Source organism: Mesorhizobium sp. M0768 (assembly GCF_040320195.1).
In the GTDB taxonomy this organism is placed as follows: domain Bacteria; phylum Pseudomonadota; class Alphaproteobacteria; order Rhizobiales; family Rhizobiaceae; genus Mesorhizobium.
Window position 1 is genome coordinate 1 of record NZ_JAMYPD010000003.1, and the last position, 25,925, is coordinate 25,925.

The window sequence follows — 25,925 nt, forward strand, 5'->3', positions numbered from 1 at the left end:
AGCCATGGCGAGTTCCTCTCGTTGAAGGGAACTCCATGGTCAGATCGACCCCTCTACCCGCTCAAGTCAAAATGGCAGTCGCGCCATCTCAGAACGAGGCGCCCCTCCCGCGAAGCGGGTTCGTGCATTGGGCGCAAAGCGGCCATATCGTGGCAGTCCGTGGGCCATTCTGGCACTGCTACCAACCGTACTTCGTCCTGAATCGGGCGATTAGTCATCGAGAATGGAGTCATTCTTTTGGCCGCCAGGAGACGGGGTTGGAGATCCAGCGATTGACGTCAGATTCCCGCCAGCCCGCGCCGTTGAGGCTAATCCGGATCTGGGCCGGGAAGGTGCCTTCGGCGATCTTGCGGTAGATGGTGGACCGGGACAGCCCGGTCCGGGCAAGGATGGTTTTAAGGCGAATGATACGGTCTGGTTCCGGCATGGCTGCACTGCCTCTTGTTGGCCGTTTCTGACAATTGCTGAGACCAGACAGGGCGCGCCGATACGGGCGCGCAAGAGGGTTTGCCACCGCGTCGTAGCGCGGCGTGGAAACGGCGGTAAATCGGACGGGTCTAGATTCCGATGCTCCGGCCCCTGCCAAAATCGATGCCGTGCGTAAAGGCGAGTTCCGCGCCGAGGCGGCGGCCCGCTTCTAACTCGATGCCAAGCTCGGCCTTGCGGTTGGCGAGGAGGGATTCAAGCTGCGGATCGCGGTCGAGGCTTTTGGCCATGTCGCCCATCGCCGACCGCGTAGCCTTGTAGGCGGACATGTCGCCCGCCTGATACTGCCGTTGGCTGGTCTGATCGAGCTTTTGCCAGCGCTCCACGAAGCGGTCGGCGCGGCGGCCCGGATCGGTGCGGAGTTCGGTTTCAAGCTGGAGGGCGCGGATAGCGCGGTTAATCTTGCCAGCGCCTGCCTCGCGGGCAAGGTCGGGGTCCTTGGCGTAAGCCGCCTTGGCATCGCGCCAGCCATGCGGGCGCACCTCCTCGAAGGCTTTTCGGGCATCGGTCAGTTCGCGCATCTGTGCCGGGTCAGCCTTGCCGCCAGCGTCTTCGTTGCTGAATATGGCATACACGGCGCGGGCATGACGTTTGAGGGCGTCGGTTCGGGCGTGGCGCAGCCCCGCTTCCCCATCCTCGGAGGCGTCTCTGACGGGCGTAGCGGCTTCGCGCCACGCCTCCTTTCCGGCGCTTTCCCGTTCCGGCCTCCCACCTTCCGGGCCAGGCGCAGCATCTGCGGGCAGGCGGACGCCGTCGAATAGACCGCCGATCCTGTCGCGCAGCTTTTCCGGGACGACCCTTTTGACGATCTCGGCCACACGGGCGCGGAAGGTGATGCCTCGTCGCTCGGCATAGCCTTGCACCGGATCGATCTGCCTGTAATCCGACGCCATGTCCTTTGCCCGGTCGCGCGACAGGGTGCGGACAAGCCGGTCCTGCGTGGCAAAGTCGTCGCGGCCATAATGCAGGTGCATGCCGTCACGGTGCCGCGACAGGGCGACATAGCTGCCATGGGCGTCCAGGCCAGGCGTCGCCAGCACATGGGTGTGGTCCACGGTTATGCCTTGAGCCTTGTGCAGGGTCGCCGCATAGCCATGGTCGATGCGGTCGTAGTCCTTGAGGTCGAAGCGCACGGAGCGGCCGTCGTCGGTGCGCACCGACATGGATCGCGTGCTAACCTCTTCGATGGCGCCGAGCGTGCCGTTCTTCACGCCAAGGCCGCGTTCGTTTTGCAGGAACATGACGCGGTCCCCGCTGGCGAAGCTCCGTTTGCCGCGCTCCACCGTGGTCCGCACATCAGCACCGAGGTTGCCCGCCGCCCGCATCCATTCGCGTGCGGCTTCGTTAAGGGCGCGCACCTCGTCATTGGTGTGGGTGAGGATGATGCGACTTTCGTGGGGCGCTTCCTGCCGGTCGCGGTCCCATCGGTCGATCAAATCGTCACGCGCCTGTTCGCGCGTCTGGGCCTCATGCACCATGCCATGCGCATCATAGGCATGGATCGCAGCGTCGGCCCTGCCAGTCGCCAGATCGCGCGTGGCGTCCCGCTGCCAGCCTTGGCGCTGGCGGCGCACCGCGCCGATTTCTGCCCCGCCGTGACGGTCGAGGATCGAGCGGAAGGCCGCGCCCGCCTCTATGGCCTGCAACTGCTGCGGATCGCCGACCAGCACAACCTTCGCTCCCGCCTCGGCAGCATGGGACAACACCCGCTCCAACTGGCGCGTGCCGACCATGCCCGCCTCGTCGACGACCAGAATATCGTGCGTGGTGAGCCTATCCCGGTCACGTCCCCAACCATGTTCCATGCTGGCGATGGTGCGCGAGGCGATGCCCGATCCGCTTTCGAGATTTTCTGCCGCGATGCCGGAAAGTGCTGCGCCCCTGACCTGATAGCCCGCCGCTTCCCATGCCTCCCGCGCCACGCCCAGCATTGCGCTCTTGCCGGTTCCGGCATAACCGACAACGATCCCCAGATCGCGCCCGTCCGTGATCTGCGCCAGCGCGTCGGCCTGCTCGCCCGACAGCACAAGTCCGCGCGCTTCTGCTTGGGCCAACGCCGCCTGCCTGTCGGTATCGCTTACCTCATGGCGTTCCCTCTCGGCCATGAGTTCGGCAGCGTCATGCAGACGCTGTTCGACCTCGATCATCTGGCGGGTGGTGAAGCGATCCTCGCCCCTGCCGTCCTTGCCGAGTTCGACCAGGTCGGGCGCGCCGCGAATCGCGTCCATCACCTTGTTGAACTGATCGATCCCGTCGCTGTGCCGGTGCGCGAACTTTGCCATGTCGCTGCGCGTGAACGTCGATTGCTGATGCGTGATCGCATCCAGCGCCAGGTCGGGATTAGCGATGATGCGTTCGCCATTGCCGCGCGCGATCTCGCGGTGCAACGCGGCGCGGTCGGCTTCGGCCCCCTGATCCTCGATCCGATACGCAGGCGCACCGATCTGGCTTTGCGGCTCAAGCGCGATGCCCTGCGCTTCAAGGCTGCGATGGTCGATGCACGCGTCTATGTCGAGTTCGGCCATGCGCTCATTGGCAAATTCGGCCCAACGTTCGCGCCAGCGTTCGACCATTTCCGTGCGGTTCCAGTCCCGCACCTTCTGGCCGAAGCCGTTTTCGTTAACCGCGCGCATGGTCAGCATGACATGGGCATGGGGTTTGGGCATGCCGTCCTCTGCCATGTCCCAATGCACATTGAGATCGGCAATCATGCCCCGCTCCACGAATTCCGACTGCACGAAGTCGCGGGCAAGCTCGATGCCCTGCGCTTCGCTCATCTCGCGCGGAAGGGCGAATTCGACCTCGCGGGCAAGCTGCGCATCCTTCCTGACCTCGAACGCCTCGACATCGTTCCACAGCTGTTCGCGGTCCCTCCATGCTTCGGGCGCATTCTCCGGCAGCATGACTTCGGAATGGACGACGCCGCGCTTGGCGGAAAAATCCTGGCTGCGATCAAGGCGCTCGTCGCGCAGCCGCGAGGCCGAACGGTAAGCAGCGGACGCCACCGCGCTGGAGCCCGACTTGCGGCCAATGACCTTGACGTGAAGATGATAGATCGCCATCGCGACCGGATCATTTGCATGACAAAGCCCACGTCGGCACGACGTATAAGCGCGCCCTCCCTCGAAAAAATCTCGGGAGCGACCAGCCCGTCCCGAGCCGTCCCGGCAACCCAGGAGCATTCGGCAAAGTGCTCACCTATCATCATTGCATCGACAACTCATGGAGACGACGATGCGCAAACCACGGGACTTCGATGCGGAACTGAAGGCGCTGGAAGACAAGGCGCGAGACCTCAAAAGCCGCAAGGTGCAGCAGCTTGGCGAACTGGTGATCGCCACCGGCGCCGATGCGCTCAGCGCCGAGGAACTGGCGGGTGCGCTGATCGTGCTGGCCGAGACCAAAGAAGCCGGAAAGCGGGAGGCATGGGCGAAACGCGGTGCGACGTTTTTCCAGAGCCGAGCGCGGCGATCTCCTTCGGCATCTGAGCGTAACGCTGGCGGCGCTGCGACGGACTCGGGCGGCGCGCAACCGCTACCAGGCGGCACGGGCGCAGCATGACATGCGCACATGGCAGGTCGAGCGCCGCAAGCGCACGCGGCACCTGATCGAACTGGGCGGCCTCGTCGTCAAGGCCGGGATCGTGGACCTTACCGGCGATGATCGTGCCACAATCTATGGCGCGCTACTCTGGATGGCTGACAAGCTCAAGAGCGAGGACGGCAGACATGCGCGCGGCGTCTGGACAAAGCTGGGGAAGATCGCGTTCGAGGCGGAACGGAAAGAAGAGATGCCTACCGTCGCGCAGGAACAGCAAGACCGGGCATGACCGATGGCCGCGGAGACCCCAAATATCGCAGCGCTGCCCCCCATCGCGCAGCTTGCCGCGCTCGAAGACAAGCCGGCCGGACTGCGCGGCGTCAGCGAAGACGACGCGCTGGCCAATGGTGCTGGCGAGCACCGGCGGATCAATGGTGTGGCTAGGAACAAACAGACGGTTCGACTTCAATCCTGCCAGATCGGAGGAAATCCAGAAAGCGAATACCCCGGCATCGTAATGTCTGCTGCACACTCAAAAGAACGCAGTATTCGTTTGTACCTTTCGGCGTGCTAGAAGCCATCACGTTCCGAATACGGGTAAACGCCCGAACTGCGTGCTCGGCGTTATTGTTGTTCCAGGGAACGCCGTCATAACCGAGGAAAGCGAAGAGTTTTTCCTTGTTCTTGTCGATTCTCTTTTTCAGGGCTATCCCAACCTCTGTCGCACATCGCAGTTCCGCCACGTCATTGAGAAATCGTTCGGCCGACCGCTTGTGCTTTCCGAGATTCCGCTTCTTTAACCCGTATCTATCGATGGTTTCGACGATTTCCCGTAGCAGCGAACCAAACCGCGTGGCGATGAACGTCAGTTCTTCGTTGAACGGGTGCTTGAGCACATCCTCGTTAATATCTCGCATTAGGTGGATGAGGCATTTCTGCTGCTGGCAAGGTACCGCGTCATATGCGCCGTAGAAGTCGCTGACCAATACGCCCTTAAAGCCTGCTAGCACCTCGTCTAATATCGATGCTTCGCGCGATGACGAATACACGTAGGCAATGGACGTCAGATTGGCGAATGTCCAGACGTAATGGCCGCCACCGTATACGACGCCCTTGGTCTCGTCGGCATTTACCAGGGGACCGCTTCTGATCTGTTCGAGGATCCAACGATACGTTGGCTCGTAATACCTTGCCATCGCGGATTTCACGTTGTGCACCGCGGATGCCGTTATCGACAGATTGAAAAGAGTGGCGACGTGCTCAGCTGTCTTTTGGCGCGATAGGCGCATATCGATCAGAAGGTAGATGATGTAGGCGCAGAGGTTCTGGCCATATTTCGAGCGCCTCTGATAGATCGTCATTTCTGCCTTGCAGGCACCGCACCGATAGCTGTTGTACCGGTACCGGACGACCCATCGCTTGATCCCACGGCGCGTAAACTTCAGATCGAAAACAGTTTGGGACAAGCGTGTGGCAACCCACATCTTCGATGCGCCGCATCTGGGACAGCACGCGGGTTTATCATCGACCGTTACCTCCTTTTCCACGGCCACCTTCTTGACGGGTTTCACACTGTTCTCGATGGTTCGCCGTATCGCCTTATCGGTTCGCACATAGACCTTTGACCTCTGGTAGTCCCAGTATGCGGCCGCGTTGATCTTCTCGAATTCAGGCAGTGCGCTGGGAAATTTCCCGAAGGGCCGTTGGAACCCGACTTCCAGAGATTCGACGTTCACGGTTTCCAACTTCGTCTTGCCGCCGGACTCGCTGGTGCCGCAAATACGAGCGAGGGCCTCGGCGACCAGCTCGGCCGCACGGCAGTCTTCAATGTTATATGCGATCAGCTCGCGCCGGAGGCTCTCGTCGGAAGTAAGTTCCCAACATCGCCGGATAAGCATAGCGGCGCTGCCTGACGCTTGTGAGCAGGTCCATTCAAATCCGAGCCACCGGGCGATGTCCTTCAGACCGTTTGAGTAGGTGGGGAAATAGATTCTTCCGTAGATGCAGCCCAGAAGGTTCACCGCCCCGTCGATGAGTTGATCGAGAAAGTCGGCGTCTTCAATTGACGCCGTCCACCGCTCCCTCATGGCTTTGAGAAAGCGGCTTTCATATGCGCCGTGATGCACAATCTGCGGTTTTTCGACCAGCTTGAGGGCGCACAGGCATTGCCGCCAGATTTCGCGCTCGCCTTCCGGCCCGTCGGCCCAAAAGGACTTCTCAACAGGAATGCCTTCCGCTTCGTATCTAAGGCCAATGAGGTAATAATAGTCCCGGTCAGGAACACCCTCAACGTCCATGAAAACTGGCATCCCTTGGATCGATAGCGTTGGAGAACCGACGACGTGGGTCTGAGCTTTCTTGATGGCGAGGGCCTTGAGCTTGTGATCGTGTTTCACCGGCGGGCTTGCACGAGGAGCCGTCGACTTAATTCGCCTTCGGCGTCGCGGACGATAGCCATAGGAAAGCTGGGTGATGGTTGAAATGCCCTTTTCCCCGTTTTGCGACCGTTCCTTTGCGGTCATGGCTCCGAGGAGACTCAGGTTTTCCCGTTCGACAGCGACGGCTCGGCACCGCGTCTGGAAATCACATATTGCGCAATGCTTGTTCAGGACGAGCGGCGGCGGCTCTCTGTCAAGAGAAGCCGATGCGACTGCCTCGACGATCTGTCGCGTTTTCGGGAGGTGGTCGGCAATCTTGACGGTCCTGCCGCAGTAGCCTTCACCGTAAATGACTTTTCCGCACGACGGAATTTCTCCTCCGATCGCCTGCTGGATCGCCATAGCCCCGAAACAAACGAGAAGATCGTCGGACCGGTCACGCTTGTTCCACGCAGAAAAAGCAACCGGGACATAGCCGTGACCAGGGTCAGATCTCTCGGCCTGGCTGCCTACCCGCACGGGCACAGGCAGGTCGCACCCGTACGACGTGGTCTCACAATCCACGAGCAGGGTGGACATGCACTCAGCGGAAACGCCGGTCAGCCGCAGGTGATCGAATGATACTACCTTATTGGTCGATCCAAAGCCAAGGTTTTGGCTCACCCTGGCTTTGTACTCGGCCGCAATGCACCCGCGCGTATCAGCGAAGACGCTGTCTGGCGACTTCTCGCCATGCACCATGAGATATGCTTTCGTCGAGCATTTCTGGTAGGCGGCAAAGACTGCCGCACTGATGTTCCCATTCGCGTCCATCTCGTTCGAACCATACGAACTGCATCGTGAGCGCAAAAGGAGGCAGCTGCCGAAAACCCGCTCGTCGCCACCGCCGTCACTAGAGATTACAATGTCGATTCAAAGTTTGCCGTCGCAGAGCAGCGCCTTTCATTTCCGGAAAGCCGACATTCTTACCGGCCCAACCGCTAACCATCTCATATAGCGGCTTCGGAGTCCGTGGAGACGATCGCGCTTCTGATCTTGCAGCGAACTCGCGGGCCAGGCCGACGAAGGCCTTGAGAGCGGCCGAGGGGTTGAGGCGTCCCGGATAGTAGAGGCAGAGCCTGGCGAAGGGGGGTGTCAGGTCCTCCAGCACGCGAACGAGGCGTCCTGCCTCGATGTCGGTCGCACATTCTGTTCCATGAAGAAGCCAAGCCCAATGCCTTCGAGGGCCATGTTCAGTGAGCGCCCAAGTGGCTTATGGCGACCAGGCGATCGTAAACGATGTCGGCGCGGCCCGCCGGTCCGCGAATGTTTCCTTCGAGGAAATGGTCGAAGTTGGGGTCGGCAAGCATCTCGGCAATTTGCTCTGCGATATAGATTCGGATCTCAAGTTCGGCCCCGGCGATTTCCTCGACGAGCTCCTCACGCCCATCGACGAGCAGGAGAATGTCCTCAGCATCCCTGCTACCGATGAGATCGGCTTCACCGCGCCGGCGGTACGTCTCCAGTTTGGTTGCGACAAATAAAGGAGGCGTGAGGTGTCGGATCACGAGCGTTTCCTCCAACGCCGCTGGGACCGCCGTCTCAATCCCCTTGGCGTACCAGCGATTGCTGAAGCCGAGGATAGCCTCGTCGTCCGGCATGAAGTCGACCTTAAGGTCGCCAAGTTTCATGCGGCAGATGACATTGTCGTCCGGCGACTCGGAAAAGCCGCGCTCGCGCAACCGATTCATTAGTTCCGCGCATTCTGCGAAACCGGCAAGATCAGCGATCAGGTCGACGTCGTCGGTCGCCCTGACCCCTTCCAGGGTGATGGGATCCGTTATATAGAGCGCTGTCGTGCAGCCGCCGACAAAGACCAGGCGCGCCCGAAGCTCGTCGCCGATCGCAACGGCGACCGTCTTCAGCTGAACCTGGACCGTCATCCCAACCTCTCTGCCAGCAAGTTGGCGGCCAGATTGGCCTCGCGCTGATTGCCAAGACGCACGGCGTCAACGAGCGCGAGATAGGCGTAGAGACGCTCGTCCTTCTCGGCAGCGTCCGGCACGCTTTTGAAGAGCGGTTCGACCGACTGGCCCATTTCCTGACCGCGAGCATAAGGCCAGACGCTGATGAGGCTGCCGGCGCTTTGCAGGGAATTGCGAAGAACAGGTGCCGCAAAGGCCGTAGGTAGACCGCGTTGCATTGTGCCCGGCTTTGCAGGAAAGACGAATTTCAGGCCATGAACGATGAATTCGCGCAGCTGTCGCCGGTTCGGCTTGGATCGACCGGTCTTCCTGTCCTTGATCGCGATACCAGATGCGAGACTGCGCTTGATTGAGGCGCTGACTTCGGTCTTGCTGATCCCAAGCGCCGCCTCAAGGCCGCGGACGGAATAAGGATCCTCTCCCCCCACGAGCCCTTGCCGCGCCGGCTGATGACCGATATTTTGCTCGTCGTCCTCCAAGCTCACCAACTTGAGCAGAACGACAACATCCTGGCTCTTCATCATAGTAATCGCTTCTGTCCTTTGTCCTCGGACAGAGGACACTAACCCATGTGACAGGCCGCACTGTCAACGCCGCGCGCCGGTGGAGAAATTGGCCCTTGATTTTTTGCAGCTCTGAGCTTCTGAAAGGTCCTGCACGAGGCGCGTCATGCCCACCGATAGCCAGTACATTTTCGAAAGTATCAAGCAGGGGTGCGTGATGCTTTCCGATGACGAGTTCGTCATAGACAGGTTGGTGAAGTATTTCGGCAATGGCAGGATCCGCTGGCACGTCGAATTCCGTGAGCATCGCATCGAGCTGTCGACCGGCCAGCTCAAGAAGCAGCCTGCCTTCCGCAGGAAGATACTCGAACAGGCTGGCGTGCTGCCGCCCCGGCGTGCCGGGGCCAGTTACAGGCGATGGGCACTCAATCTGAGGAAGAATGCCATCGAGCTTCCCTGGCGAGACAGGCCGGTCGACGCCGATTTCGCCATCGACAGGCTCACCAGCCACGGAGATGGGCGCTGGACGGTTGAATACCAGGGCAAGTCAATCAAGTTCACGTCAATCAAACTGCGCAGGCAAGTCAGTTTTCGCAAACGCATGCTGGCCAAGGCCAAGGTGCTGCCGCCCGAGTTGGCACCGTCCGCTTATCGAAAGTGGATGGACTGGCTCATTCACAACGCCTCCGAGGCTGCGCCGCTAGCCGGCGAGGCCTCGATGCCAGAGAAAAGCTGGCTTGACGATCTGCCAGAGCTAGCCGGCTGGTAAAATGAAGCACCGCCCCAAGCGACCAGCTAGCCTGAATATCTCAAAGTGAGGGGTGCATCGGACCCCGTCCTTGGATCTGATGACTCTTTGTTGCAAAAGCAGTTTCTCAGATTCTCGGGGCCGATGCACCCCTCACTTTGAGATATTCAGGCTAATACTTATCTTGGCGTACATATCTCGCTCGGTGCGGCGCACTTGCGCCTTGCACCGTCCGACTGGCATGTGCCATCCGGATTGCCGCTAGCTCACGCAGTCCGGGGCCTGGTCAGTCCAGAGCGGGATGCAGCTTCTTCGCTTCTTCGCTTCTTCGCTTCTTCGCTTCTTCGCTTCTTCGCTTCTTCAGGTTCGACATTGATTTTCGATTTTTCGATTGCCAGGGTATGTCGGGCGTTCCACGCACGACGAGTCGAACATCGGGATGCTTGCGCACCTCGATGGCAAATTTCGCCAGCAGGTTGATGCCGGAAGAGTTGAGAAAGTGAAGGTCCCTCAGAGAGGGGCGACATGGGACCGCGACGGAAAAACTGAAATATTGGACCGTTTTCACTCGAGCCCGATCCACACAAAGCCGTCCTGCTTTCGGCAGGGATATACGATCAGCTTTGCGCGGTTTTTCGAAATGTCACCCAAATATTCAAGGCCCGCCCTGGTACCATCGTGCTCCAACTTCGCCCACTCCCTGATTTCGCCGGTAAGCAGGTCGAAACAACTCTGATGCCAGCGGCAGACCAGGCCAAGATCTGCGGTGATCGTGCTCTCCATGTGTGGGAGCTTCAGCTTTTCGGCCTGAGCGGAACTTCGGCGCTCGTAGAGCGGCAGATGAAGATGCGGGCAGGCATTGTTGAAGGCGCAATAGCTATCGGATCCGCGAACGACGACGATGTCGTAATCTTCAAAATCGAGAATCCGGCGTTCGTGGGGCTGAAGCTCGTCTTCGGCGAAAGCGCGAATCCACCTCCTGCCGCCCTGACGGATGGTTTCGCGAGGCCGTCTGGCATTCAGCTCGGCGTCAATTTCGGGCTTCAGCCTGACGATTTCGAACAGGCTTGTGCGCTCGCCGGTACCGCGAAGGCGTACCCTGACGAAGTCGCCGATTTCCACCTTGTCGGCGATCTGGTCGCGGAGGGCCTCGGATATCAGCAATCGCGTACCGGCATCTTTATTGGCGGCCTCGACCCGGCTGGCCAGATTTACAATGTCGCCGATGGCCGTGAGACGTTTGTGTCCAGCAAAACCCAATGTGCCGATGACGGCTTCGCCATAGTTGAGGCCGATGCGAATATCGAAATCGATGCCATACATCGAGGCAAAGAACGGCTTCAGACGATCAACTGTGGCGAGGGTCTGAAGTGCGGCGTTCACGGCGCGGAGCGGAGCGTCGGGCTGGTCGTCGATGCCGAATATTGCCATGAGGCCATCGCCGATCAGTTTGTCGATGAAACCGCCATTCTGCTCGATGATGTCGCCGACCTGGGCGAAGTAACGATTGAGCAGATACATCACGTCGTAGGGGGAAAGCCGCTCCGACAGCGCTGTGAAATCTACAATGTCGCTGAAGAAGACCGCAACATGCCTTGCTTCGCCGCAACGCGTCGCGGCAGAAGCGCCAAGCTGGCTGGTGATCATCATGTCGGTTTCGTCTAGCACCAGGCGTCGGACGCGAAGCTCGCCTTCCGGTCTGAGCTGACAGGCCAGCCGAACCTCATCGGCCAATCTCAACCGGTTCGCCATCAGGGTTTCGTCCGGATTCCGGTCCGGGCAAGCCTCAATGCCGTCGAGAACCCAAACGCGGCATGTCGAGCATTTCGCCCTGCCGCCGCATGCGTGGGCAAATGGCACGCCCGATCTGAGAGCCGCCTCAAGCAAGGTCTCATCTGCAGCCACGTCGAAACCCACTCTGTCGGGTAAAGCGGTTACTTTGGTCATATCACCGAACACAGGTCCGTCGCATTAACTGGCTTGCCAGTGTAGCACCAATCGGCTCAGGCAATAGAATCATGCAAAATTCGAGCACCGACGAAGCCGAAATGGTTTCGTTGCGGGGACCGGACCATAAGACCGCTTGCATCGGCAGCGACCGCTTGCTGAGCGGACAACGAGGGTTCATCACGGCGCGGATCGTGTTGGTGTCCTCGCAGAGCAGAATCGGGCTTAGTCCAGATGCAACAACCACGCAGCAACGATGTACGCCCGCAATCAGCGCGGGAAGCGGATCATCTCGCTCTAATCGTCGAACTTCCGTCAATGGCGCGTCCCGCTGGTTCAAACACATGAGCCGGAGCAAGCCCGAAACGAGCATAACGACTGGCTGGGGTGGCAAGCGGAAGTCCAGCGTGAACGCGCGGAATAGTTGATTTGCGGACTTGAGCCGGCATTAGGTTGCGCAAGCTGTAGCGGCTGACCTTGGCGCGACCGAGACCAACGTCGGCGCTGACGCAGGCCCGCTCTTGAAGCCAGTGGCCAGCGGGCTCTACGCCAACAATGGGCGCTTTCCAGAATGACTGGAACCGCACCATCGCTGACCAAACCTAAGCTTGGCCAGCGGAGCAATCACCTTTACGATTCGACCAGGATCACCAAGGACTCTGGAACCACTCCATCGAAGGCCATCGCATCCGCGGCTTCCTTGCTCTGCATAGCTTTCATCATGGCGTCCATGTCCGGAACGTCCATGAGAACGGCCACCCGAGTCGGATTTTGTGGATCTACAAATGTTCGTATGTTGGTCACGCCGAGCGGACCAAAAAGCTCTTTGCGCTTCGGCGAGTCGAGCCAGTGTTTTGTGCCCTTTGTGATGTTATGGTAGCCAATGACTGTCAGCATTGCATCCTCCCTATCGTAACGGCGAAGGCCCGGCATCAACCAAAAGTGCCAAGATCCATCCCGTCGAACGACGGAGCGCCGTTTCGGTTGGACTGTCAATTATTTCGTTAAAGGCGCGCGGAAGAACGATTCGGAGTGGGCGTTTCTTACGGACCGTTCGACCTCAATGAACCAGGATCGCGGTCACGCGGCTGTGGCTATTGACATGTGACAAGCGCAAACAGCCGGACAACAACAGCAAGGACTCGCGTGGCACATATCGGGATCCGGCGCTGGGGTCGGAAAGGGCAGTTGGGCGTAGGTGCCTGTCATGACCCGGCGGGCCAAGCTCGGGGTTATCGCTGAGGTGGAGGCCTCGGATGAGCGTTCTTACGAACGGGCGACCCAGCAACGTGACTGCCCACGAGATTGTTGAAGAGCTGATCCTACAAGCCCGTCGCGGTCAAATCATCTCCGTCAAAGAGACCATTACAGTGGTGCGCCGAGACGGGCCGCAAGTGGAAAGTGACTGCGCGCCGGTCGAGCTTATTGTAGAGATTGCCCAGCCTTTGGCCTGTTTGTCGCGTTCGACCTCCACGAATAGCGTCATGGCAACCCACTGGTTCAACCCCGAGAGGGCACTCTTTGCGCCAGCCAGTTATCCGATCCCGCTCAGAAATTTCTACCAACATTCCCGCCTTCCAAGGAACCAATGAACAAATCTTCTCGGCAGGAGGTTCTATCCTCGACCATGGTTGAGGTCGACAGAAGGAAACAGAAGGCTATCGCCGACCTTGTGCGACGGTGGGGTCACATCAGATGGTCTCGGGCCGCTTCATTCCGCGGCCTCCAGCAAGCCGGCTTCTTCCTGCAAGCCGTGAAGAAAATCCGCGGCGCGCTGCGCGTGGCTGGCTGCGGTGAAGATCGCCCGCTTGTCGTTCTTAAGCACCTTCAGCCATGAGCCGATATAGGCGGCATGGTCGGGCCGGGTTTCGGGCGTCAGGTCGAGATCGGCGGACAGGAAGATCGAAGCAAGTTCAGCAAGGAGTTCTTCCATCGCGTAGCCTTCGTCGCCCCAGCGCTTGCGGCCAAAATCCCGCTCCAGCCGCGAGGGGTGGCGCGTCCAGTGCGTGCACTCGTGCGCCAGCGCTGCGCAATAGCTTTCGGCATTGCGGAAGGTCTCGAACGGCGGCATCTGCACATGGTCGCTGCCCATGCTGTAATAGGCCTGATTGCCGCCGTGACGGATATCGGCGCGCAGCGCGGCGAAGAAAGTTTCCGCATGCTCGATGCGTGCTACCGGATCGAGGCGCTGTTCCGCCGGGGCATAGAATTGCGCCGGTAGGCCCTCGATCTGCTCGACATTAAAGACGGTGTAGCCCTTCATAAACGGGATATCCCGCTCCTGCTCCTCGCCGGTCGCTTCGTCCTTCTCTGTCCTGCGGATACGGTCGGCATAAACGACAAGATTGCCCCTCTCGCCCTTGCGGACATGCGCGCCCATCTCTTGCGCCTGTTTGAAGGTCATCCAGATCGGCGCGGCAAAGCCCTGCGCCATGGCTACCGACCAAAGCATGATGATGTTGATTCCCTGATAGGGCACGCCGTTATGACGTAAGGGCGGCGAAATCCGCCCGGCGGCGTGCTCCGCGTTCCAAGGCTTCAGCCATGGGCGCAGGCCCTGTTCCAGTTCGGCAACAATGCTCGCCGTCACCTTCTCATAAACATCTGCTTTCATTGGTTTTTCCTCCTAGTTTACGGTTGCGCAGCAGCTGCTGCTGCAACCGGACTAGGCCCCGCGCCAATGAGCGGGCGGAATGCGGTCAAGGCTGAAAATCAAAGGGTGGTGCGGCCCACAGCGGAGTGAGCACACGGCCTTTGATTTTCACGCGAATAGCGCCCGGCCTTGACGGCAGGGGGCGGCAGCCCCGGATCAAAAGAGAAAAGGTTGCACGGGCCGAAACGGCCCGTTCAGGTCACGGCCTGAAAGGGCGTGCTTGCGCGAGGGATGGAAGCCGGATGGCCGAAATCCCGGCGTAGCGTGGCGAAGCCGGAGTTCGGTTTACGAGAGCCCGGTCCTGCGTAGCTTCAGCGAAGCAGTACGCGCCCAGAATCCGGCGCCGTAATCGGGTTCGGTCGCTGTTCCGGTTTTTGCTGCGCCGCATGCGCCTTCCCTGAGGCCATGCGAGGTCACTGCGTACGGGAAAGCTGGCATTGGTGTAGCTGAGGAAGTGCGGCGCAATCGGTGGAAGTTTAAGATAACTGCCAAGGCATGAAAAGCATTGAAGGCACTCCCTGGCGGCTTGGCGGTCAGCTGCTCCTGGAACTTGGCGAAGTCGGCTACCTCCCAGTGCTCGGCGAGCTTTCCGTCGGCGATCCGATAGAATTGAAAAGCAGCGAAATCGACGCGATTGCCGGTCGCCTTGATCTCACCGAAGTCATTTTCACCTGGGTGCCGCTGACGCGATTCATGACCGCCACCCGATCGCCCTCGCCGATGATCTGCTCGATGGTCCAAGTGAAATCGGGAAAGCTGGACTTTAGGCCCTCGAGATAGCCGCGGATGACGTCGATGCCAGAGGATTGTTCATTCAGCTTGTCACCATAGTCCTGCGAAACAATGTCGGCGAGCTGGGTCAGATCACCGGAACATATCGAAATAGCGGCGGACGATGGCTTTATTGGCATCAGAATCGGACATGGGCTGCTGTACCCGGTTCCATTCGCTGGCAGGCTGCATCGTCGGCAGTGACCGTGCTGAGCCGCCTGTGACTCGAAGAGTCGAGTAGATGAACGAGCGCTGGCCACGCCGAGAGGCGGTCGCTTGGAGGGCGGTAGGTCTGGAAGGTTTGGCTTTTGTCTCGCTGGCCGAGAGGGACTTCATGCACGAGCGCAGCAACGGTTCAGGTGGAAAGCGTTTGGTCGTTGCCAAGACCATCGGCGACTTCTGAAATAGCGAGCGGGCGTGCTGGTCCTTCAGGGGATAATTCCCCGAGGGCCCCGGCGTAGCTGAATCTGGCGGGTACCGCAGCATTTCTTGAACTTCATACCTGAACCGCAAGGACATTGATCATTGCCGCCGAGTTGCAGCCGGCCGACCAGGGGCAGCAGCGCTGCTGAAGGCAGGAGCGCTGCCGCAAGGGCAGCCAACTTGCCCGAGATTCCCGGTACGACGAGGCGACGACCGGATTTGAACCCTCGCCACGCCCGTTCGGCCACATACTCCGGATCCACCTTGGGCAAGATGTTGAAGAGCGCCGTCTGATTGGCGCCTGATCTTGCGAGAAACTCCGTCGACACCGGGCCTGGTGCAACGCATGTGACCGTCACACCGGTTCGGCGCAATTCCTGGTGAAGCGCCTCTGAGAAGAAGCGCACGAAAGCTTTGCTGGCGAAGTACAGAGCCATATAAGGCCCGGGAACGAACCCGGCCACGGAACTGAGATTGAGCACCCCGCCCCGTCGGCGCGCCACCATTCCCGGCAGAAAATGGAGGGTCAGTTCTGTGAGGGAATGTATGTTGAGATCGATGATGCCCAGTTGATCATCAATAGGCAGCGCCGTCGTCGCGCCCCGCAGGCCATAGCCGGCGCTGTTGACCAGGACATCACAGACCAGGCCGTGTGTGGACAGAAAGCCCTCCATGCGCGTCGGCGCATCGCCTGCCACGAGATCCAACTCGAGCGTGAATGCCTCGCCGCCCGCCTCCCTAACCTCAGACGCCGCGGCGGCCAAACCCTCGGGCGAGCGGGCAACCAGCACAACCGCACCGCGCTCCCTTGCCGCGACGCTCGCAATCGCCCGGCCAATTCCACCCGAGCCGCCAATCACGACGATAGCTGGCCGGTATTCACCGTGCGAAATCACGTCGCGTTCCTCTGTCTTGCAGGAGCGGAAACTCCTTGACCGAGCAGCATCACTTCATTGGCGACAGTGCCGTTCAGGATCTTTTCGAATCTCTCCAGTGCTCGTGCGACGTTCGCTCCATCCATGACCCGGTGATCGTAGTGGATGCGGACATTCACCGATCCGTCTTTGCCGATCGGACCGTAGTTCAGAAGCGTGGTCAGTGGTGTCAGCGGGTTGAGTGATTCCGCACCGAGACCAGAATAGACCGACAGTTGGAAGGTACCGAAGTAATTTGCCCTTTGCCGGGCGATGTTCAACCCTAGCCACATAAGCAGCCACCTGACTGGCGCGGGCGCACCTGCCACCCGCAAGGCACGCCGAAACTCCGGGACCTCCAGGATCGGCCGTGATCGAGCCGCATGGATGGATCCCTCAAGTTCCGTGATGGAGTAGCGCTCCGGGCACTTGATGCAGCTCAGCAGAACGGCCGGCTCGCCATCATATTCGCGCTCGTGGGCAATCGAGGCTACGCTTGCCGGATACTCATAAAGCTGCGGCCAGGGCAACTTGACATAGGCGCGCCGCAGCTCCGGCATCTCTAGGGCAAGAAGCGCATATCCTTTCAGGAAGATCGCGGTCCAGGAGGGCCTGGTCTGCTGCGCCATTCTAGCCCTTACGAGTGGGCTGAGGTTCATCTGACGCTGCACCGCGACCCGTGGCACGCCGATCGAAAACCTCATCAGATCGCCAACAAGGCGCCGGGGCGCGGAAAGCTTGAGGGCTCGGCCTCGCATAAAACGTACCTCTAATAAAGATAAGGGACTATTCGCTTGGTCTTTTCCATATAGGCACGGTATTGCGGGCCGAAATTCTCCAGCATCATACGCTCTTCCTCGTCCACTCTCAGCAGGAAAAGGACTGCGAACCCAATCAAACCCGATATGCCCGCAATCCAGTTCGCCAGCAAAAAGACCTGGCCGAGGCCCATGAGCAGGAACGAGGTATACATCGGGTGGCGGACCAAAGCGTATGGTCCGGCGCAGATGAGTTCATGCCGTTCGCGAATCTCCAGCGTAATCGACCAGTTCCGGCCAAGTTCCTTATGGGATCTGCGAAAAACCCATAGCGCGGAGCAGAAGATGATTGTGCCGAGAGCCACGGCCCAAACGCTGGCCGGGTGGTCAGCCGCTGCGGGCATGCCGGTGACAACATAGAAGGCAGGCAGGATTGCGAGGCCAAACAGAGCAGATGCAAGCCCGACGATGTCGGAACGTGAGCGGTAGCCAGTTACAATTCGCACGCGCCTTGCCCGGCGCTCGAAGGGATACCGAATCACGTACCAAGCAACGATGCCGATCACCCAAATGACCTCGCCAAGTGAGGCTGCCGCAATGCTCACTTCAGGTCACCAGCGCCCTTTCTGCGATCGCGACTGTAGCAGCTGCCCCTGAGTATGGCCACTTCACCCATCGTCTCGATTTCGTCACCGGCCGACCTTCAGGCGCAGCGATCCTCTCCGAGTTAGTCCGCAGACGCGAAAGCCGGAGGGGCAGTACCGATCGCATTCGGTCCCATTCATCCCTCGAATCTTGGTTATGTATTCATCTCCCGAAGCTCGGTTATGAATTGTTGCGGCCGGAGCTGAATGGCGGGAGTCTTATATCCCATGGAATGAGCGATGTCCGCCACGAAGCCGTTGCAGTTCAAGACCGTCGCCTGCCAGACATGCGAGCTCGCCTGCAGCTTGCGGATGTAGGCAACGACTTTGTCGTATTCGGCCCGGGTCAATATGATTTGCCAGCTTGCGGATCTGTATGGTTCTTCCAGATCACCGTCGCTCCACCCGGTTTCGGCTGGCACCGGCACGATATGGCCCAGAACATAGGGAACCGCACTGTTCGAAGCCGGGTGAAGGCCCGCGACTTGGGGATCGATCATTCTCCCGGCCCGGTCCAGGCGCCCAAAAACTGCGTAGGTGTGGCCGTAGCTTAGGGCGTAGCGGGAGCGGAACTCGATGAAGTACCGCTCGTCGTTTTTTTGAGGCGCAGCTCCGCCATCGGCATAAGATACGAAATTCGGCTGGGGCGGCAGGTCTTTCGTCTGACATGCCGCTGCCGGGAGGGCCACCAACGCCACAAGCAAGAGACGGCTACTTAGAAGCGTCATCGCCGCGTCCATTCCCGAACTTCACAAAGCACAGACCTAATAACGGCCTATGCTCGCCAACCGCTATGAAGCCGGCCAAAGCCCCGGCTGCGTATGTATGGGGAAGGGCTTGGCACCCCTTCCCCATACAAGCCGGTCCTTACTTAATCACTGGTTGCTCTACCGGAGCGGGTGCCGGAGCCTTACCCTTTCCTTTGCCGATCCAGTCGTTCGCGCAGCCGCTCAGGCTGGCAACGGCGAGCACAGCAACCATTGCAATCAATATCCTGTTCATCAAGCAATCCTTTCCCCGGGGGCGGAATAGCCTATGGAATCGCCACAACTAAAACGATATGCAGCCCCACGAAGTTAGCTGCGATCTACACCAACGCCTAGTGCAGAAATGACACAGTTGGCACCCGGTTGCCGGCGGCACCTTTGCGGTGACGTGCTGGCAGGGTTCACCATCCAACGAAGATCAGGCCTGCCCACCATCAAACAACCACCACCGTCGTGCCCAAAGGAGTACGGTCGTAGAGGTCAATGACGTCGTCATTTATCATACGGATGCACCCGTTCGATACCGCTGTGCCTATCGTCCATGGCTCGTTTGTACCATGTATCCGGAAGTGGGTGTCGCGCCCGTCTCGATAGAGATAAAGGGCACGCGCACCAAGCGGGTTGTTTGGTCCGCCAGGGACCCCCCCTGCATACTGCACCAGGCGCGGCTTGCGCTGCATCATGCTGGCGGTGGGTGTCCACGACGGCCAGTCCGCCTTGCGGCCGACGGTCGCTGTACCCTTGAAGGAAAGTCCCTGCTCGCCGACGCCAACGCCGTAGCGCGTCGCCCACCCGTCAGACTCGACGGCATAGAGAAAACGGTGCGAAGTATCGACGACGATCGTTCCGGCCGGCTCGTTTCCGTCGTACCGCACATGCTGCCGTCGGTAACGAGGATTCAGGCCACGCCTTGGTCCGAACGCGGATGAAATCGACGTGCATCCGGAGATCATCAGAGCCAGACTACCCAGCACGAGCCCCCGGCGCGCAATGTGGTGTTCTTCCATTTGTACCTGCTAGGAAACTGGTCATCTACCGCCGCCCTCGTCTCTACCATTCCGAGGCCTGCGGGCCAAGTCTCGCTGTGTGGTGGCAAAAATGAATTCACAGGATTAAACAAGCGAATTGGAGCGAAACTTCTTGCGATGACCGTCTGCCTCTGTTCGGTTATGTCAGAAATGGCATAGGACAGAGCCGATGAAGCCTGACTTCCATGGTAAAGTCGCGATTGTGACCGGCGCAGGCTCCGGAATAGGTGCGGCTGTTTCACGGCAACTCGCGCAAGAAGGAGCCGAGATTGTTGTCGCCGACCTTGATGCCGAGGCCGCGCGCTGCACAGCCGCCGAAATAAGCTCGCAAGGAGGCAGGGCCTACGACTTTGCGGTAGATGTCACGGATGCGGCAGCAGTGGAAAAGCTGATCGAGTTCACTGTCCAGAAATGCGGCGGACTGGATATGGCGGTAAACAATGCAGGTATCGACGGCATTCGAAAAGCAACGGCAGACTATCCGCTCGACAACTGGCACAAACTGATAAACGTTAATCTCAATGGCGTTTTCTACAGCATGAAGTACGAAATCGCCGCGATGCTGGATCGAGGCGGAGGTGCCATCGTGAACATGTCCTCTGTTCTCGGTTCCGTCGGCTTGCCAACTGCGTCCGCTTACACGGCAGCGAAACACGGGGTCGTTGGATTAACCAAGGTTGCGGCGATTGAATATGCTAGGATGGGCATCCGGATCAATGTCGTCGGCCCCGGCTGGATCGAAACGCCTCTTTTATCGGAGCAAATGGAGGCATTAGCCAGCCGGCGCATGGCGGGTCTTCAGCCGATGGGCAGGCGCGGGAAACCGGAAGAGGTAGCGGCTCTTGTGTGCTTCCTGCTGTCCGACCAGGCCAGCTTTATCACTGGGAGCTACCATCTGGTGGACGGAGCTTACACCGCCCATTAGTGCAGTGGAGACCGGTAACTTCTCTGGGGTGAGCGCGGCCACGATTTGTTAGCGTCGACTGGGCCATCACCATCTCTTTGGTTTCGGAGGTAGTGATGGGAATGGAGTGGGCGATTTCGATCGAAGGGACGAACGAATTCGGCGACATCTGTCGCCGAGAGGTCCGGATCGACAAAAGCGATGAGCGTCTGCGTGAAGGAGACCTGGGCCTGTCGATCGACGACGGCAAGAAGATCATGGCCACCCTGCAAACAGCGGTTGTGACCCAGGAGGCGGAAGCCTACACCCTGTTTCGACGGGTCTGTCCGGATTGCCACAATCTTCGGCAACCGACAGCAAGTTCCACGTGCGGCTGTCGGCGGCGTGATGCGGCATCCGTCCGCGGCAGGGTATGAAATCGCGCAAAATCGTAAAGTGGCGCACAGCACGCGATTCGAACCGCCAACAGGCGCAGGGACTCAATTTAGCAAGTGAATTCAGTAGCAGCACTGTATTGGCGGTATCCCTCTCCCGCTACCACCCTACGGATAAGCTGTTGAAATAACAACAAAAACTGAAACTTTGGTAGCGCCCTGTCCAAAAATCTTCAATGATTTCAGGGGCCGAGCCTGCTATCTGGTGGTGCCAACGAACGTCGCAGAGGCGCCGTAAGCGGTCTTTACCAAGCAGATGTCCTGATGTCGCCTTTGATACGCAAGTTCGAGACACCGCTGGTCATGCCGGCTGTTTAGCCAAAGCGGGTCAGCCCTTGAACGCCGGCAAGATAAGGCCCTTGACGCCGACATCGAGCGCGAACAATCCGCCCGGATGCTTCTGGCGGACGAAGTGACTGGCCGGACGCCGGAGTACGGCAGAGGTGACGTAGAGGATATCGAGGTCCTTGCCGCCGAATTCGCAGCAGGTCGGCAGGTCGGTCGGCAAGATCACGGTTTCCATCAGTTCGCCGTCGGGATCATAGCGGCAGACTTTGGCGGTCACTGGGATAGTCACCCAGTAGCAGCCTTCGGCATCTACGGTGGCACCGTCGGCGACGCCGCCGGTCGCCCTCATGTCGATGAAGGTGCGGCGGTTCTCGATCTCGCCGGTGGCGGCATCGAAATCATAGGCCCACACCGCGCCGGCATGGCTGTCGGAAAAATACATGGTTTTCGAATCCGGGCTCCAGGCGAGCCCGTTGGAGCATCCGATGCCGTCGATCATCTTGTGGACCGAAAGGTCTGGATCGAGCCGGTAGAGCGCGCCGATGAATTCGATCGGCTGGCCCGGCACCTCGAACATCGAGCCCGACCAGAAGCGGCCCTGGCGGTCCGGCTTGCCGTCGTTGAAGCGGGTCTTCGGCATATGCGCTTCCGGGTCGACGATCGCCTCGAACCTGCCGGTTGCCGGGTCGAAGAAATGGAAGCCGTTTGTCATGGTCAGCACCAGGCCGCCCTTCTCGCGCAGGCCAAGGCAGCCGAGATATTCCGGCGTCTCGAAGACCTCGTCCTTGCCGGTCGATGGATCGTAGCGATGGATCAGCTTCTTCCAGATGTCGATCCACCACAGCACGCCGGCCTTGGGGTCCCAGAGCGTGCCTTCGCCGAGCTCGGCCCTGGCATCGACGACACAGGTGATTTCGACCATGGTCAGCTCTCCTTTCTGCGCATCTTGCCGCCGAGACCGGCGAAGGTCTCGCTGCCGATCGACACGGTGAGCAGGATCACCGCGCCATAGACGATGAGCAGCGCTCCGCTCGACAGGTTGAGCGCCGGCAACAGGCCGGTGAGGATGGTGAGCACCATGGCGCCGGCGACGGTGCCGAGATAGTGGCCGCTGCCGCCGAGGATCGAGGCGCCGCCGATGGCGACTGCCGCGATCGAGGTGAACAGATAGGCGTCACCCATGCCGAGATAAGCCTGGCTGGAATAGCCGGTGAGCAACATGCCGGCGAAAGCGGCGGTGAGGCCGGAGATGACAAAGGTCAGGATGGTGGTGCGCGCCGTCGGCACGCCGGAGAATTCAGCGACCGTGGCGCTGGTGCCGAGCGCATAAAGATGGCGGCCGAATGCCGCCTTGGACAGCAGCAGCGTCGCCACCAGTGTCAGCGCGAGCCAGATCAGCGCGATGACCGGGAAGCCGCCGATGCGGCCGACCGACAGGAACTGGATCAAGGCCGGTGCCGAGGGTGTCGGCGAGCCCCCGGTCAGCACCAGGATCAGGCCTTGCAGGATGACATTGGTCGCGAGTGTCATGATGATCGGCGGCACGCCGAACCGGGCGACGCCGACGCCATTGAACAGCCCGATCAAGGCGCCGCCGGCGAACAGCAGCGGCATTACCCAGACCAGCGGCAGATCCCGACCGCCGCAGAGCAGCGCCATGACGATTGCCGCCGAGTTGAGCACCCAAGGCACCGACAGGTCGATGCCGCCCCCTATGATGACAAAGGTCTGGCCGAGCGCGACGATGCCGACAAAGGCGGCCAGCACGATAGTCGAGCGCATGTTGGATACTGAGAGGAAGCCCGGCGAGAACAAAGCCGTGACCAGCAGCAGCACAACCATGCCGGCATAGGCGAGTACGATGAGGCGGTTGCGGGCAAGGAAGGCGCTCATTGGACACGGTTCCTTGCGGCTTTTTCGGCAACGGAACTGGCAAGCACCGAGAGCAGGAGGATGATGCCGGAAGCGACCGGCTGCCAGTAGCTCGACACATGCAGGACGAAGACGAGATTGCCGATGAGGGTGAGCACGAAGGCGCCGATCACCGTGCCGGCAAGATGGCCGCGACCGCCGAACAGGCTGACACCGCCGATGACCGCGGCCGCGACCGAAGGCAGGATATAGTCCTTGCCGATGGTCGGCGAACCGGCGCCGGTCTGCGTCACCAGAAACAGCGCCGCGCCGGCCGCGAACAGGCCGGACAGGCCGTAGGTGACGAGGTTGGCGCGGGTGATCGAAACACCGGACAGGAAGGCTGATTTCTCGTTGGAACCAGTCGCCTGGATGGCTATGCCGACACGCGTCGCGCGAAACCACCACCAGAACACGAGCAGCGCCAGCAGCATCCAGACCGGGCTCGTCAGGCCGACAAGCTGTGCCGAGGCGAAGCCGACCCACCAGCCGGGAACGCTGCCGCCATCGGTCGGCAGGATGATCATGGCGACGCCGTTGAGGATCGACCAGGTGGCAAGCGTCACCAGGAAGGGCTGCAGCTTGAGCAGCGAGATCAGCAGGCCGTTGAGTGCGCCGATCAGGAAGCCGAGTGCTAGGATGATCAGCGCCCAAAGTGCTGTGGCCGACGGATCATCGGTGAAGCGCGTCGCCGCGATCACCGTGCCGAGGCTGATCATGCCGCCGATCGACAGGTCGATGCCGCCCCGCACCAGCACGATGGTCTGGCCGGTTGCCGCCAGCATCAGCGTCATAGCCGCGGCCGTGTCGAGGTTGAGTTCGTCCAGCGAAAAGACACCGGCCTGCAGGCTGCCATAGATGGCAACGATCAAGGCCAGCATGAGGGAGGCGACAAGGAACGGCGCGCGGTCGAGCAGGCGGCCGCGCCAGTCGATGCCGGGCCTCGTCCATTTCATTTCGGCAGGTCGTTGCGCCATCCCCACAGTTTGCTCCGCGGACATCACCATGCCTCAAGCCGCCTCGCTGTCGAGCATGGCGGCGCGCAAAATGCCCGCCTCCGAGATGCGGTCGCCTTCGAGCGTCGCCGCGATGCGGCCATTGCGCATCACCAGCACCCGGTCGGCGACATGGACCAGTTCCGGCATGTCGCTGGAATGGAACAGGATCGCATAGCCCTTGGCCGCGAGGTCGCGCATCAGCTGAAAAATCTCGCCCTTTGTGCCGACATCGACGCCGCGCGTCGGATCGTACAGCAACAAAACGCGCGCCTGCGTGAGCAGCATCTTGCCGAAGATCACCTTCTGCTGGTTACCGCCGGACAGCGTGCCGGCGAGCTGTTCCGGCGTGCCTGCCTTGATGCGCAGGAAGTCGACCATTTCCTTGACCAGAGCCAATTCCTTTTGTCGGCTGAGCAAGCCATTTTCGGTAAAACGCCTGATAACGGACAGGGTCAGGTTCTCGCGCACGCTCTTGGTCAGGAGCAGGCCCTGCCCGCGCCGGTCCTCCGGCACCAGCGCAATGCCATCCTTGCCTGTCAGCGCCTGGCGCGGATTGCCGATCGAGACCGGCTTGCCCCAGAGTTCGAGGGTGCCGCTCGCCTTGCTGGCGCCGAACAGCGCCTGGAACAGGTCGCGCTGGCCGTGGCCCTGCAAGCCGCCAACACCCAGCACCTCGCCTTCGCGCAGCGTGAAGTCGACGCCGGAGAGCCGGCTGCCGCTGGAGAAGTTCCTGACCCTCAGCGCGATGTGGTCTGTCGCTGTGGACACACGCTCCGGATAAAGCCTGTCCAGATGGCGGCCGATCATCTGCGTGACGATCTCGTTGTCCGACACGGCGTTCGCCTCGTGCGCGGCGACGGTGCTGCCATTGCGAAAGATGGTCAGCCGGTCGGCGATGGCGCGCACCTCGGCCATGCGGTGCGAAATGAAGATCACCAGCCGGCCTTCGGCCGCCAATTGCCGCGTCAAATTGAGCAGCCACTCCGCCTCCCGCGCCGGCAGCGCCGAGGTCGCTTCGTCAAGGATCAGGATGCGCGGGTCCTTGGCCAAGCCCTTGGCAATCTCGACAATCTGCCGTTCGGCCAGGGTCAGCCGCCGCAATTCCTGGTCGGGACGCAATGCCGGAAAACTATATTTGTCGAGCAGCGCCAGCGTCTTGCGGCGCATCTCGCCGCGGTTGACGATGCGCAGCAATGTCCGTGGTTCGTGACGGAACCAGATATTCTGTTCGACGCTGAGATCGGGGATCAGCGACAGTTCCTGGAAGACGGCGGCGATGCCGAGCGCCTGGGCGGCGTCCGGATTGGCCGGGCGATAGTCCTGGCCATCGACCAGGATCGAGCCGCCGTCGTGCTGCACGGCGCCCGACAGGATCTGGATGAAAGTGCTTTTGCCGGCGCCATTCTCGCCGAGCAGTGCGTGCACCTCGCCGGCGCGGGCACTGAATAGCCTGCGACATGTCCGGGCGCTCGGCGCGGACGAGGTGATCGACTATCGGCAGCAGAACTTCGAGATGCTTGCGCGCGACATCGATTTCATCGTCGACCTCGTCGGTGGTGAGGTCGTGAACCGCTCCTGGGCAGTCCTGTCGCCCGATGGCCTTCTCGTAAGCATCGCCGCCACGGACCTCGCATCACGTACGCCGCCAGGCCGCCGCGGCGTCTTTTTATCGAACAAACCTGATACCGCGCGCCTGACCGCGATCGCCCAGCAGGTCGCCGTCGGCGCCCTGCGATCGACGATCGCCGACGTGGTGGGCTTCGATGATTTGGCTTCCGCAATCGAGCGCAATCGCACCGGCCGCGCACCCGGCAAGATCGTCGCTGATTTCACCCGCTGATCACCAAGTTTTCAACTTTCAAGGAG

At 60.4% G+C, this 25,925-nt stretch carries 28 protein-coding genes and 3 pseudogenes; 8 read left to right on the plus strand and 23 right to left on the minus strand.

The window, feature by feature from the left end; genetic code table 11:
• Nucleotides 1-229: 229 nt before the first annotated feature.
• Nucleotides 230-427, minus strand: coding sequence for a helix-turn-helix transcriptional regulator (locus tag NKI08_RS04440; protein ID WP_352767450.1), 198 nt, complete (start codon nt 425-427; stop codon nt 230-232).
• Nucleotides 428-557: 130 nt separating this feature from the next.
• Nucleotides 558-3,548 carry a Ti-type conjugative transfer relaxase TraA gene (gene traA / locus NKI08_RS04445; RefSeq protein ID WP_352767452.1) on the minus strand — a complete coding sequence of 997 codons (2,991 nt, stop codon included), beginning with the start codon at nt 3,546-3,548 and terminating at the stop codon, nt 558-560.
• Nucleotides 3,549-3,720: 172 nt separating this feature from the next.
• On the opposite strand from traA, the gene NKI08_RS04450 reads away from it, so the two are divergent.
• Nucleotides 3,721-4,047 carry a conjugal transfer protein TraD gene (locus NKI08_RS04450; protein ID WP_352767454.1) on the plus strand — a complete coding sequence of 109 codons (327 nt, stop codon included), beginning with the start codon at nt 3,721-3,723 and terminating at the stop codon, nt 4,045-4,047.
• A gap of 1 nt (nt 4,048) precedes the next feature.
• Nucleotides 4,049-4,315, plus strand: coding sequence for a conjugal transfer protein TraD (locus NKI08_RS04455; protein ID WP_352767456.1), 267 nt, complete (start codon nt 4,049-4,051; stop codon nt 4,313-4,315).
• A 60-nt stretch (nt 4,316-4,375) separates the two neighbouring features.
• Here the strand turns inward: NKI08_RS04455 and NKI08_RS04460 are convergent.
• From NKI08_RS04460 to NKI08_RS04480, 5 genes and pseudogenes are all read right to left on the minus strand, one after another.
• Nucleotides 4,376-4,456, minus strand: a pseudogene (locus NKI08_RS04460) (ParA family partition ATPase); the annotation flags it as partial.
• Between the two features lie 10 nt (nt 4,457-4,466).
• Nucleotides 4,467-7,217 carry a TM0106 family RecB-like putative nuclease gene (locus tag NKI08_RS04465; RefSeq protein ID WP_352767458.1) on the minus strand — a complete coding sequence of 917 codons (2,751 nt, stop codon included), beginning with the start codon at nt 7,215-7,217 and terminating at the stop codon, nt 4,467-4,469.
• 217 nt (nt 7,218-7,434) lie between these two features.
• Nucleotides 7,435-7,628 (minus strand): annotated as a pseudogene (locus tag NKI08_RS04470) (LysR substrate-binding domain-containing protein); the annotation flags it as partial.
• 8 nt (nt 7,629-7,636) lie between these two features.
• Nucleotides 7,637-8,326 carry a hypothetical protein gene (locus NKI08_RS04475; RefSeq protein ID WP_352767460.1) on the minus strand — a complete coding sequence of 230 codons (690 nt, stop codon included), beginning with the start codon at nt 8,324-8,326 and terminating at the stop codon, nt 7,637-7,639.
• Entirely contained in the window at nt 8,323-8,889 is a 567-nt protein-coding gene (locus NKI08_RS04480) for a hypothetical protein (RefSeq protein WP_352767886.1), read from the minus strand. The genes NKI08_RS04475 and NKI08_RS04480 overlap by 4 nt, the downstream gene beginning before the upstream one ends.
• Before the next feature lie 148 nt (nt 8,890-9,037).
• On the opposite strand from NKI08_RS04480, the gene NKI08_RS04485 reads away from it, so the two are divergent.
• Nucleotides 9,038-9,640, plus strand: a complete 603-nt coding sequence (locus NKI08_RS04485; protein WP_352767462.1) for a hypothetical protein — start codon at nt 9,038-9,040, stop codon at nt 9,638-9,640.
• A gap of 265 nt (nt 9,641-9,905) precedes the next feature.
• Here NKI08_RS04485 and NKI08_RS04490 read toward each other — a convergent pair.
• The 3 genes and pseudogenes from NKI08_RS04490 to NKI08_RS04500 form a co-directional block, all read right to left on the minus strand.
• A pseudogene (locus tag NKI08_RS04490) lies at nt 9,906-10,136 on the minus strand (hypothetical protein); the annotation flags it as partial.
• Nucleotides 10,137-10,183: 47 nt separating this feature from the next.
• Nucleotides 10,184-11,566 carry an adenylate/guanylate cyclase domain-containing protein gene (locus NKI08_RS04495; RefSeq protein ID WP_352539225.1) on the minus strand — a complete coding sequence of 461 codons (1,383 nt, stop codon included), beginning with the start codon at nt 11,564-11,566 and terminating at the stop codon, nt 10,184-10,186.
• A 630-nt stretch (nt 11,567-12,196) separates the two neighbouring features.
• Nucleotides 12,197-12,463, minus strand: coding sequence for a hypothetical protein (locus NKI08_RS04500; protein ID WP_352767464.1), 267 nt, complete (start codon nt 12,461-12,463; stop codon nt 12,197-12,199).
• A 359-nt stretch (nt 12,464-12,822) separates the two neighbouring features.
• Here NKI08_RS04500 and NKI08_RS04505 point away from each other — a divergent pair, with 359 nt between their 5' ends.
• The gene (locus NKI08_RS04505; RefSeq protein WP_352767466.1) at nt 12,823-13,158 is read left to right on the plus strand and encodes a hypothetical protein; all 336 of its coding nucleotides are present in this window, start codon (nt 12,823-12,825) and stop codon (nt 13,156-13,158) included.
• A 119-nt stretch (nt 13,159-13,277) separates the two neighbouring features.
• Here NKI08_RS04505 and NKI08_RS04510 read toward each other — a convergent pair whose 3' ends face one another.
• The 3 genes from NKI08_RS04510 to NKI08_RS04520 form a co-directional block, all read right to left on the minus strand.
• A complete protein-coding gene (locus tag NKI08_RS04510) occupies nt 13,278-14,180 on the minus strand; it encodes an ArdC family protein (RefSeq protein ID WP_352767468.1) in 903 nt (300 codons plus the stop codon).
• Nucleotides 14,181-14,504: 324 nt separating this feature from the next.
• Nucleotides 14,505-14,870 (minus strand): ester cyclase, encoded by a 366-nt coding sequence (locus tag NKI08_RS04515; RefSeq protein WP_352539474.1) that lies wholly within the window; start codon nt 14,868-14,870, stop codon nt 14,505-14,507.
• Complete coding sequence (locus NKI08_RS04520; RefSeq protein WP_352539228.1) at nt 14,783-15,130, minus strand: ester cyclase; 348 nt, start codon at nt 15,128-15,130, stop codon at nt 14,783-14,785. The genes NKI08_RS04515 and NKI08_RS04520 overlap by 88 nt, the downstream gene beginning before the upstream one ends.
• Before the next feature lie 101 nt (nt 15,131-15,231).
• Here NKI08_RS04520 and NKI08_RS04525 point away from each other — a divergent pair, with 101 nt between their 5' ends.
• Nucleotides 15,232-15,393, plus strand: coding sequence for a hypothetical protein (locus NKI08_RS04525; RefSeq protein WP_352539229.1), 162 nt, complete (start codon nt 15,232-15,234; stop codon nt 15,391-15,393).
• 25 nt (nt 15,394-15,418) lie between these two features.
• On the opposite strand, the gene NKI08_RS04530 is transcribed toward NKI08_RS04525, so the two are convergent.
• The 6 genes from NKI08_RS04530 to NKI08_RS04555 all read right to left on the minus strand — a co-directional run bounded on the left by NKI08_RS04530 (nt 15,419) and on the right by NKI08_RS04555 (nt 19,503).
• Nucleotides 15,419-16,309: an SDR family NAD(P)-dependent oxidoreductase gene (locus NKI08_RS04530; RefSeq protein WP_352767471.1), complete on the minus strand. Its 891-nt coding sequence runs from the start codon at nt 16,307-16,309 to the stop codon at nt 15,419-15,421.
• A complete protein-coding gene (locus NKI08_RS04535; RefSeq protein ID WP_352539231.1) occupies nt 16,306-17,085 on the minus strand; it encodes a hypothetical protein in 780 nt (259 codons plus the stop codon). The genes NKI08_RS04530 and NKI08_RS04535 overlap by 4 nt, the downstream gene beginning before the upstream one ends.
• 11 nt (nt 17,086-17,096) lie before the next feature.
• Entirely contained in the window at nt 17,097-17,684 is a 588-nt protein-coding gene (locus NKI08_RS04540) for a protein-S-isoprenylcysteine O-methyltransferase (RefSeq protein ID WP_352503881.1), read from the minus strand.
• A 200-nt stretch (nt 17,685-17,884) separates the two neighbouring features.
• Entirely contained in the window at nt 17,885-18,457 is a 573-nt protein-coding gene (locus tag NKI08_RS04545) for a hypothetical protein (RefSeq protein ID WP_352503882.1), read from the minus strand.
• Between the two features lie 139 nt (nt 18,458-18,596).
• Nucleotides 18,597-18,731, minus strand: coding sequence for an ABC transporter (locus tag NKI08_RS04550; RefSeq protein ID WP_352503875.1), 135 nt, complete (start codon nt 18,729-18,731; stop codon nt 18,597-18,599).
• Nucleotides 18,732-18,930: 199 nt separating this feature from the next.
• Nucleotides 18,931-19,503, minus strand: a complete 573-nt coding sequence (locus NKI08_RS04555; RefSeq protein WP_352503876.1) for a L,D-transpeptidase — start codon at nt 19,501-19,503, stop codon at nt 18,931-18,933.
• A gap of 190 nt (nt 19,504-19,693) precedes the next feature.
• Between NKI08_RS04555 and NKI08_RS04560 the strand changes: the two genes are divergently transcribed.
• Both NKI08_RS04560 and NKI08_RS04565 read left to right on the plus strand, forming a co-directional pair.
• Nucleotides 19,694-20,449: an SDR family NAD(P)-dependent oxidoreductase gene (locus NKI08_RS04560; protein WP_352503877.1), complete on the plus strand. Its 756-nt coding sequence runs from the start codon at nt 19,694-19,696 to the stop codon at nt 20,447-20,449.
• 95 nt (nt 20,450-20,544) lie between these two features.
• Nucleotides 20,545-20,844, plus strand: a complete 300-nt coding sequence (locus NKI08_RS04565; RefSeq protein WP_352767474.1) for a hypothetical protein — start codon at nt 20,545-20,547, stop codon at nt 20,842-20,844.
• Between the two features lie 346 nt (nt 20,845-21,190).
• On the opposite strand, the gene NKI08_RS04570 is transcribed toward NKI08_RS04565, so the two are convergent.
• Genes NKI08_RS04570 through NKI08_RS04585 form a run of 4 tightly spaced genes read right to left on the minus strand, consistent with a single transcriptional unit; the run spans nt 21,191 to nt 25,484 of the window.
• Complete coding sequence (locus NKI08_RS04570; RefSeq protein ID WP_352539233.1) at nt 21,191-22,072, minus strand: SMP-30/gluconolactonase/LRE family protein; 882 nt, start codon at nt 22,070-22,072, stop codon at nt 21,191-21,193.
• 2 nt (nt 22,073-22,074) lie between these two features.
• A complete protein-coding gene (locus tag NKI08_RS04575; RefSeq protein WP_352539234.1) occupies nt 22,075-23,043 on the minus strand; it encodes an ABC transporter permease in 969 nt (322 codons plus the stop codon).
• Nucleotides 23,040-24,038, minus strand: a complete 999-nt coding sequence (locus NKI08_RS04580) for an ABC transporter permease (protein ID WP_352767477.1) — start codon at nt 24,036-24,038, stop codon at nt 23,040-23,042. Before NKI08_RS04580 ends, NKI08_RS04575 begins: the two co-directional genes overlap by 4 nt.
• A 33-nt stretch (nt 24,039-24,071) precedes the next feature.
• Nucleotides 24,072-25,484, minus strand: a complete 1,413-nt coding sequence (locus tag NKI08_RS04585; RefSeq protein WP_352767479.1) for a sugar ABC transporter ATP-binding protein — start codon at nt 25,482-25,484, stop codon at nt 24,072-24,074.
• Here NKI08_RS04585 and NKI08_RS04590 point away from each other — a divergent pair.
• Complete coding sequence (locus NKI08_RS04590) at nt 25,438-25,899, plus strand: zinc-binding dehydrogenase (RefSeq protein WP_352767481.1); 462 nt, start codon at nt 25,438-25,440, stop codon at nt 25,897-25,899. The genes NKI08_RS04585 and NKI08_RS04590 overlap by 47 nt on opposite strands.
• Nucleotides 25,900-25,925 lie beyond the last annotated feature (26 nt).

Coding starts and splice junctions, on each gene's coding strand:
- NKI08_RS04450 (WP_352767454.1), top strand. CDS start 3,721: ATGCGCAAACCACGGGACTTCGATGCGGAACTGAAGGCGCTGGAAGAC.
- NKI08_RS04505 (WP_352767466.1), top strand. CDS start 12,823: ATGAGCGTTCTTACGAACGGGCGACCCAGCAACGTGACTGCCCACGAG.
- NKI08_RS04455 (WP_352767456.1), top strand. CDS start 4,049: ATGCGCACATGGCAGGTCGAGCGCCGCAAGCGCACGCGGCACCTGATC.
- NKI08_RS04550 (WP_352503875.1), bottom strand. CDS start 18,731: ATGAACAGGATATTGATTGCAATGGTTGCTGTGCTCGCCGTTGCCAGC.
- NKI08_RS04465 (WP_352767458.1), bottom strand. CDS start 7,217: ATGGACGCGAATGGGAACATCAGTGCGGCAGTCTTTGCCGCCTACCAG.
- NKI08_RS04560 (WP_352503877.1), top strand. CDS start 19,694: ATGAAGCCTGACTTCCATGGTAAAGTCGCGATTGTGACCGGCGCAGGC.
- NKI08_RS04570 (WP_352539233.1), bottom strand. CDS start 22,072: ATGGTCGAAATCACCTGTGTCGTCGATGCCAGGGCCGAGCTCGGCGAA.
- NKI08_RS04520 (WP_352539228.1), bottom strand. CDS start 15,130: ATGCCAATAAAGCCATCGTCCGCCGCTATTTCGATATGTTCCGGTGAT.
- NKI08_RS04480 (WP_352767886.1), bottom strand. CDS start 8,889: ATGAAGAGCCAGGATGTTGTCGTTCTGCTCAAGTTGGTGAGCTTGGAG.
- NKI08_RS04495 (WP_352539225.1), bottom strand. CDS start 11,566: ATGACCAAAGTAACCGCTTTACCCGACAGAGTGGGTTTCGACGTGGCT.
- NKI08_RS04575 (WP_352539234.1), bottom strand. CDS start 23,043: ATGAGCGCCTTCCTTGCCCGCAACCGCCTCATCGTACTCGCCTATGCC.
- NKI08_RS04535 (WP_352539231.1), bottom strand. CDS start 17,085: ATGCGAGGCCGAGCCCTCAAGCTTTCCGCGCCCCGGCGCCTTGTTGGC.
- NKI08_RS04510 (WP_352767468.1), bottom strand. CDS start 14,180: ATGAAAGCAGATGTTTATGAGAAGGTGACGGCGAGCATTGTTGCCGAA.
- NKI08_RS04485 (WP_352767462.1), top strand. CDS start 9,038: ATGCCCACCGATAGCCAGTACATTTTCGAAAGTATCAAGCAGGGGTGC.
- NKI08_RS04580 (WP_352767477.1), bottom strand. CDS start 24,038: ATGGCGCAACGACCTGCCGAAATGAAATGGACGAGGCCCGGCATCGAC.
- NKI08_RS04545 (WP_352503882.1), bottom strand. CDS start 18,457: ATGACGCTTCTAAGTAGCCGTCTCTTGCTTGTGGCGTTGGTGGCCCTC.
- NKI08_RS04555 (WP_352503876.1), bottom strand. CDS start 19,503: ATGGAAGAACACCACATTGCGCGCCGGGGGCTCGTGCTGGGTAGTCTG.
- NKI08_RS04440 (WP_352767450.1), bottom strand. CDS start 427: ATGCCGGAACCAGACCGTATCATTCGCCTTAAAACCATCCTTGCCCGG.
- NKI08_RS04525 (WP_352539229.1), top strand. CDS start 15,232: ATGAACGAGCGCTGGCCACGCCGAGAGGCGGTCGCTTGGAGGGCGGTA.
- NKI08_RS04565 (WP_352767474.1), top strand. CDS start 20,545: ATGGGAATGGAGTGGGCGATTTCGATCGAAGGGACGAACGAATTCGGC.
- NKI08_RS04500 (WP_352767464.1), bottom strand. CDS start 12,463: ATGCTGACAGTCATTGGCTACCATAACATCACAAAGGGCACAAAACAC.
- traA (WP_352767452.1), bottom strand. CDS start 3,548: ATGGCGATCTATCATCTTCACGTCAAGGTCATTGGCCGCAAGTCGGGC.
- NKI08_RS04475 (WP_352767460.1), bottom strand. CDS start 8,326: ATGACGGTCCAGGTTCAGCTGAAGACGGTCGCCGTTGCGATCGGCGAC.
- NKI08_RS04590 (WP_352767481.1), top strand. CDS start 25,438: ATGAAAGTGCTTTTGCCGGCGCCATTCTCGCCGAGCAGTGCGTGCACC.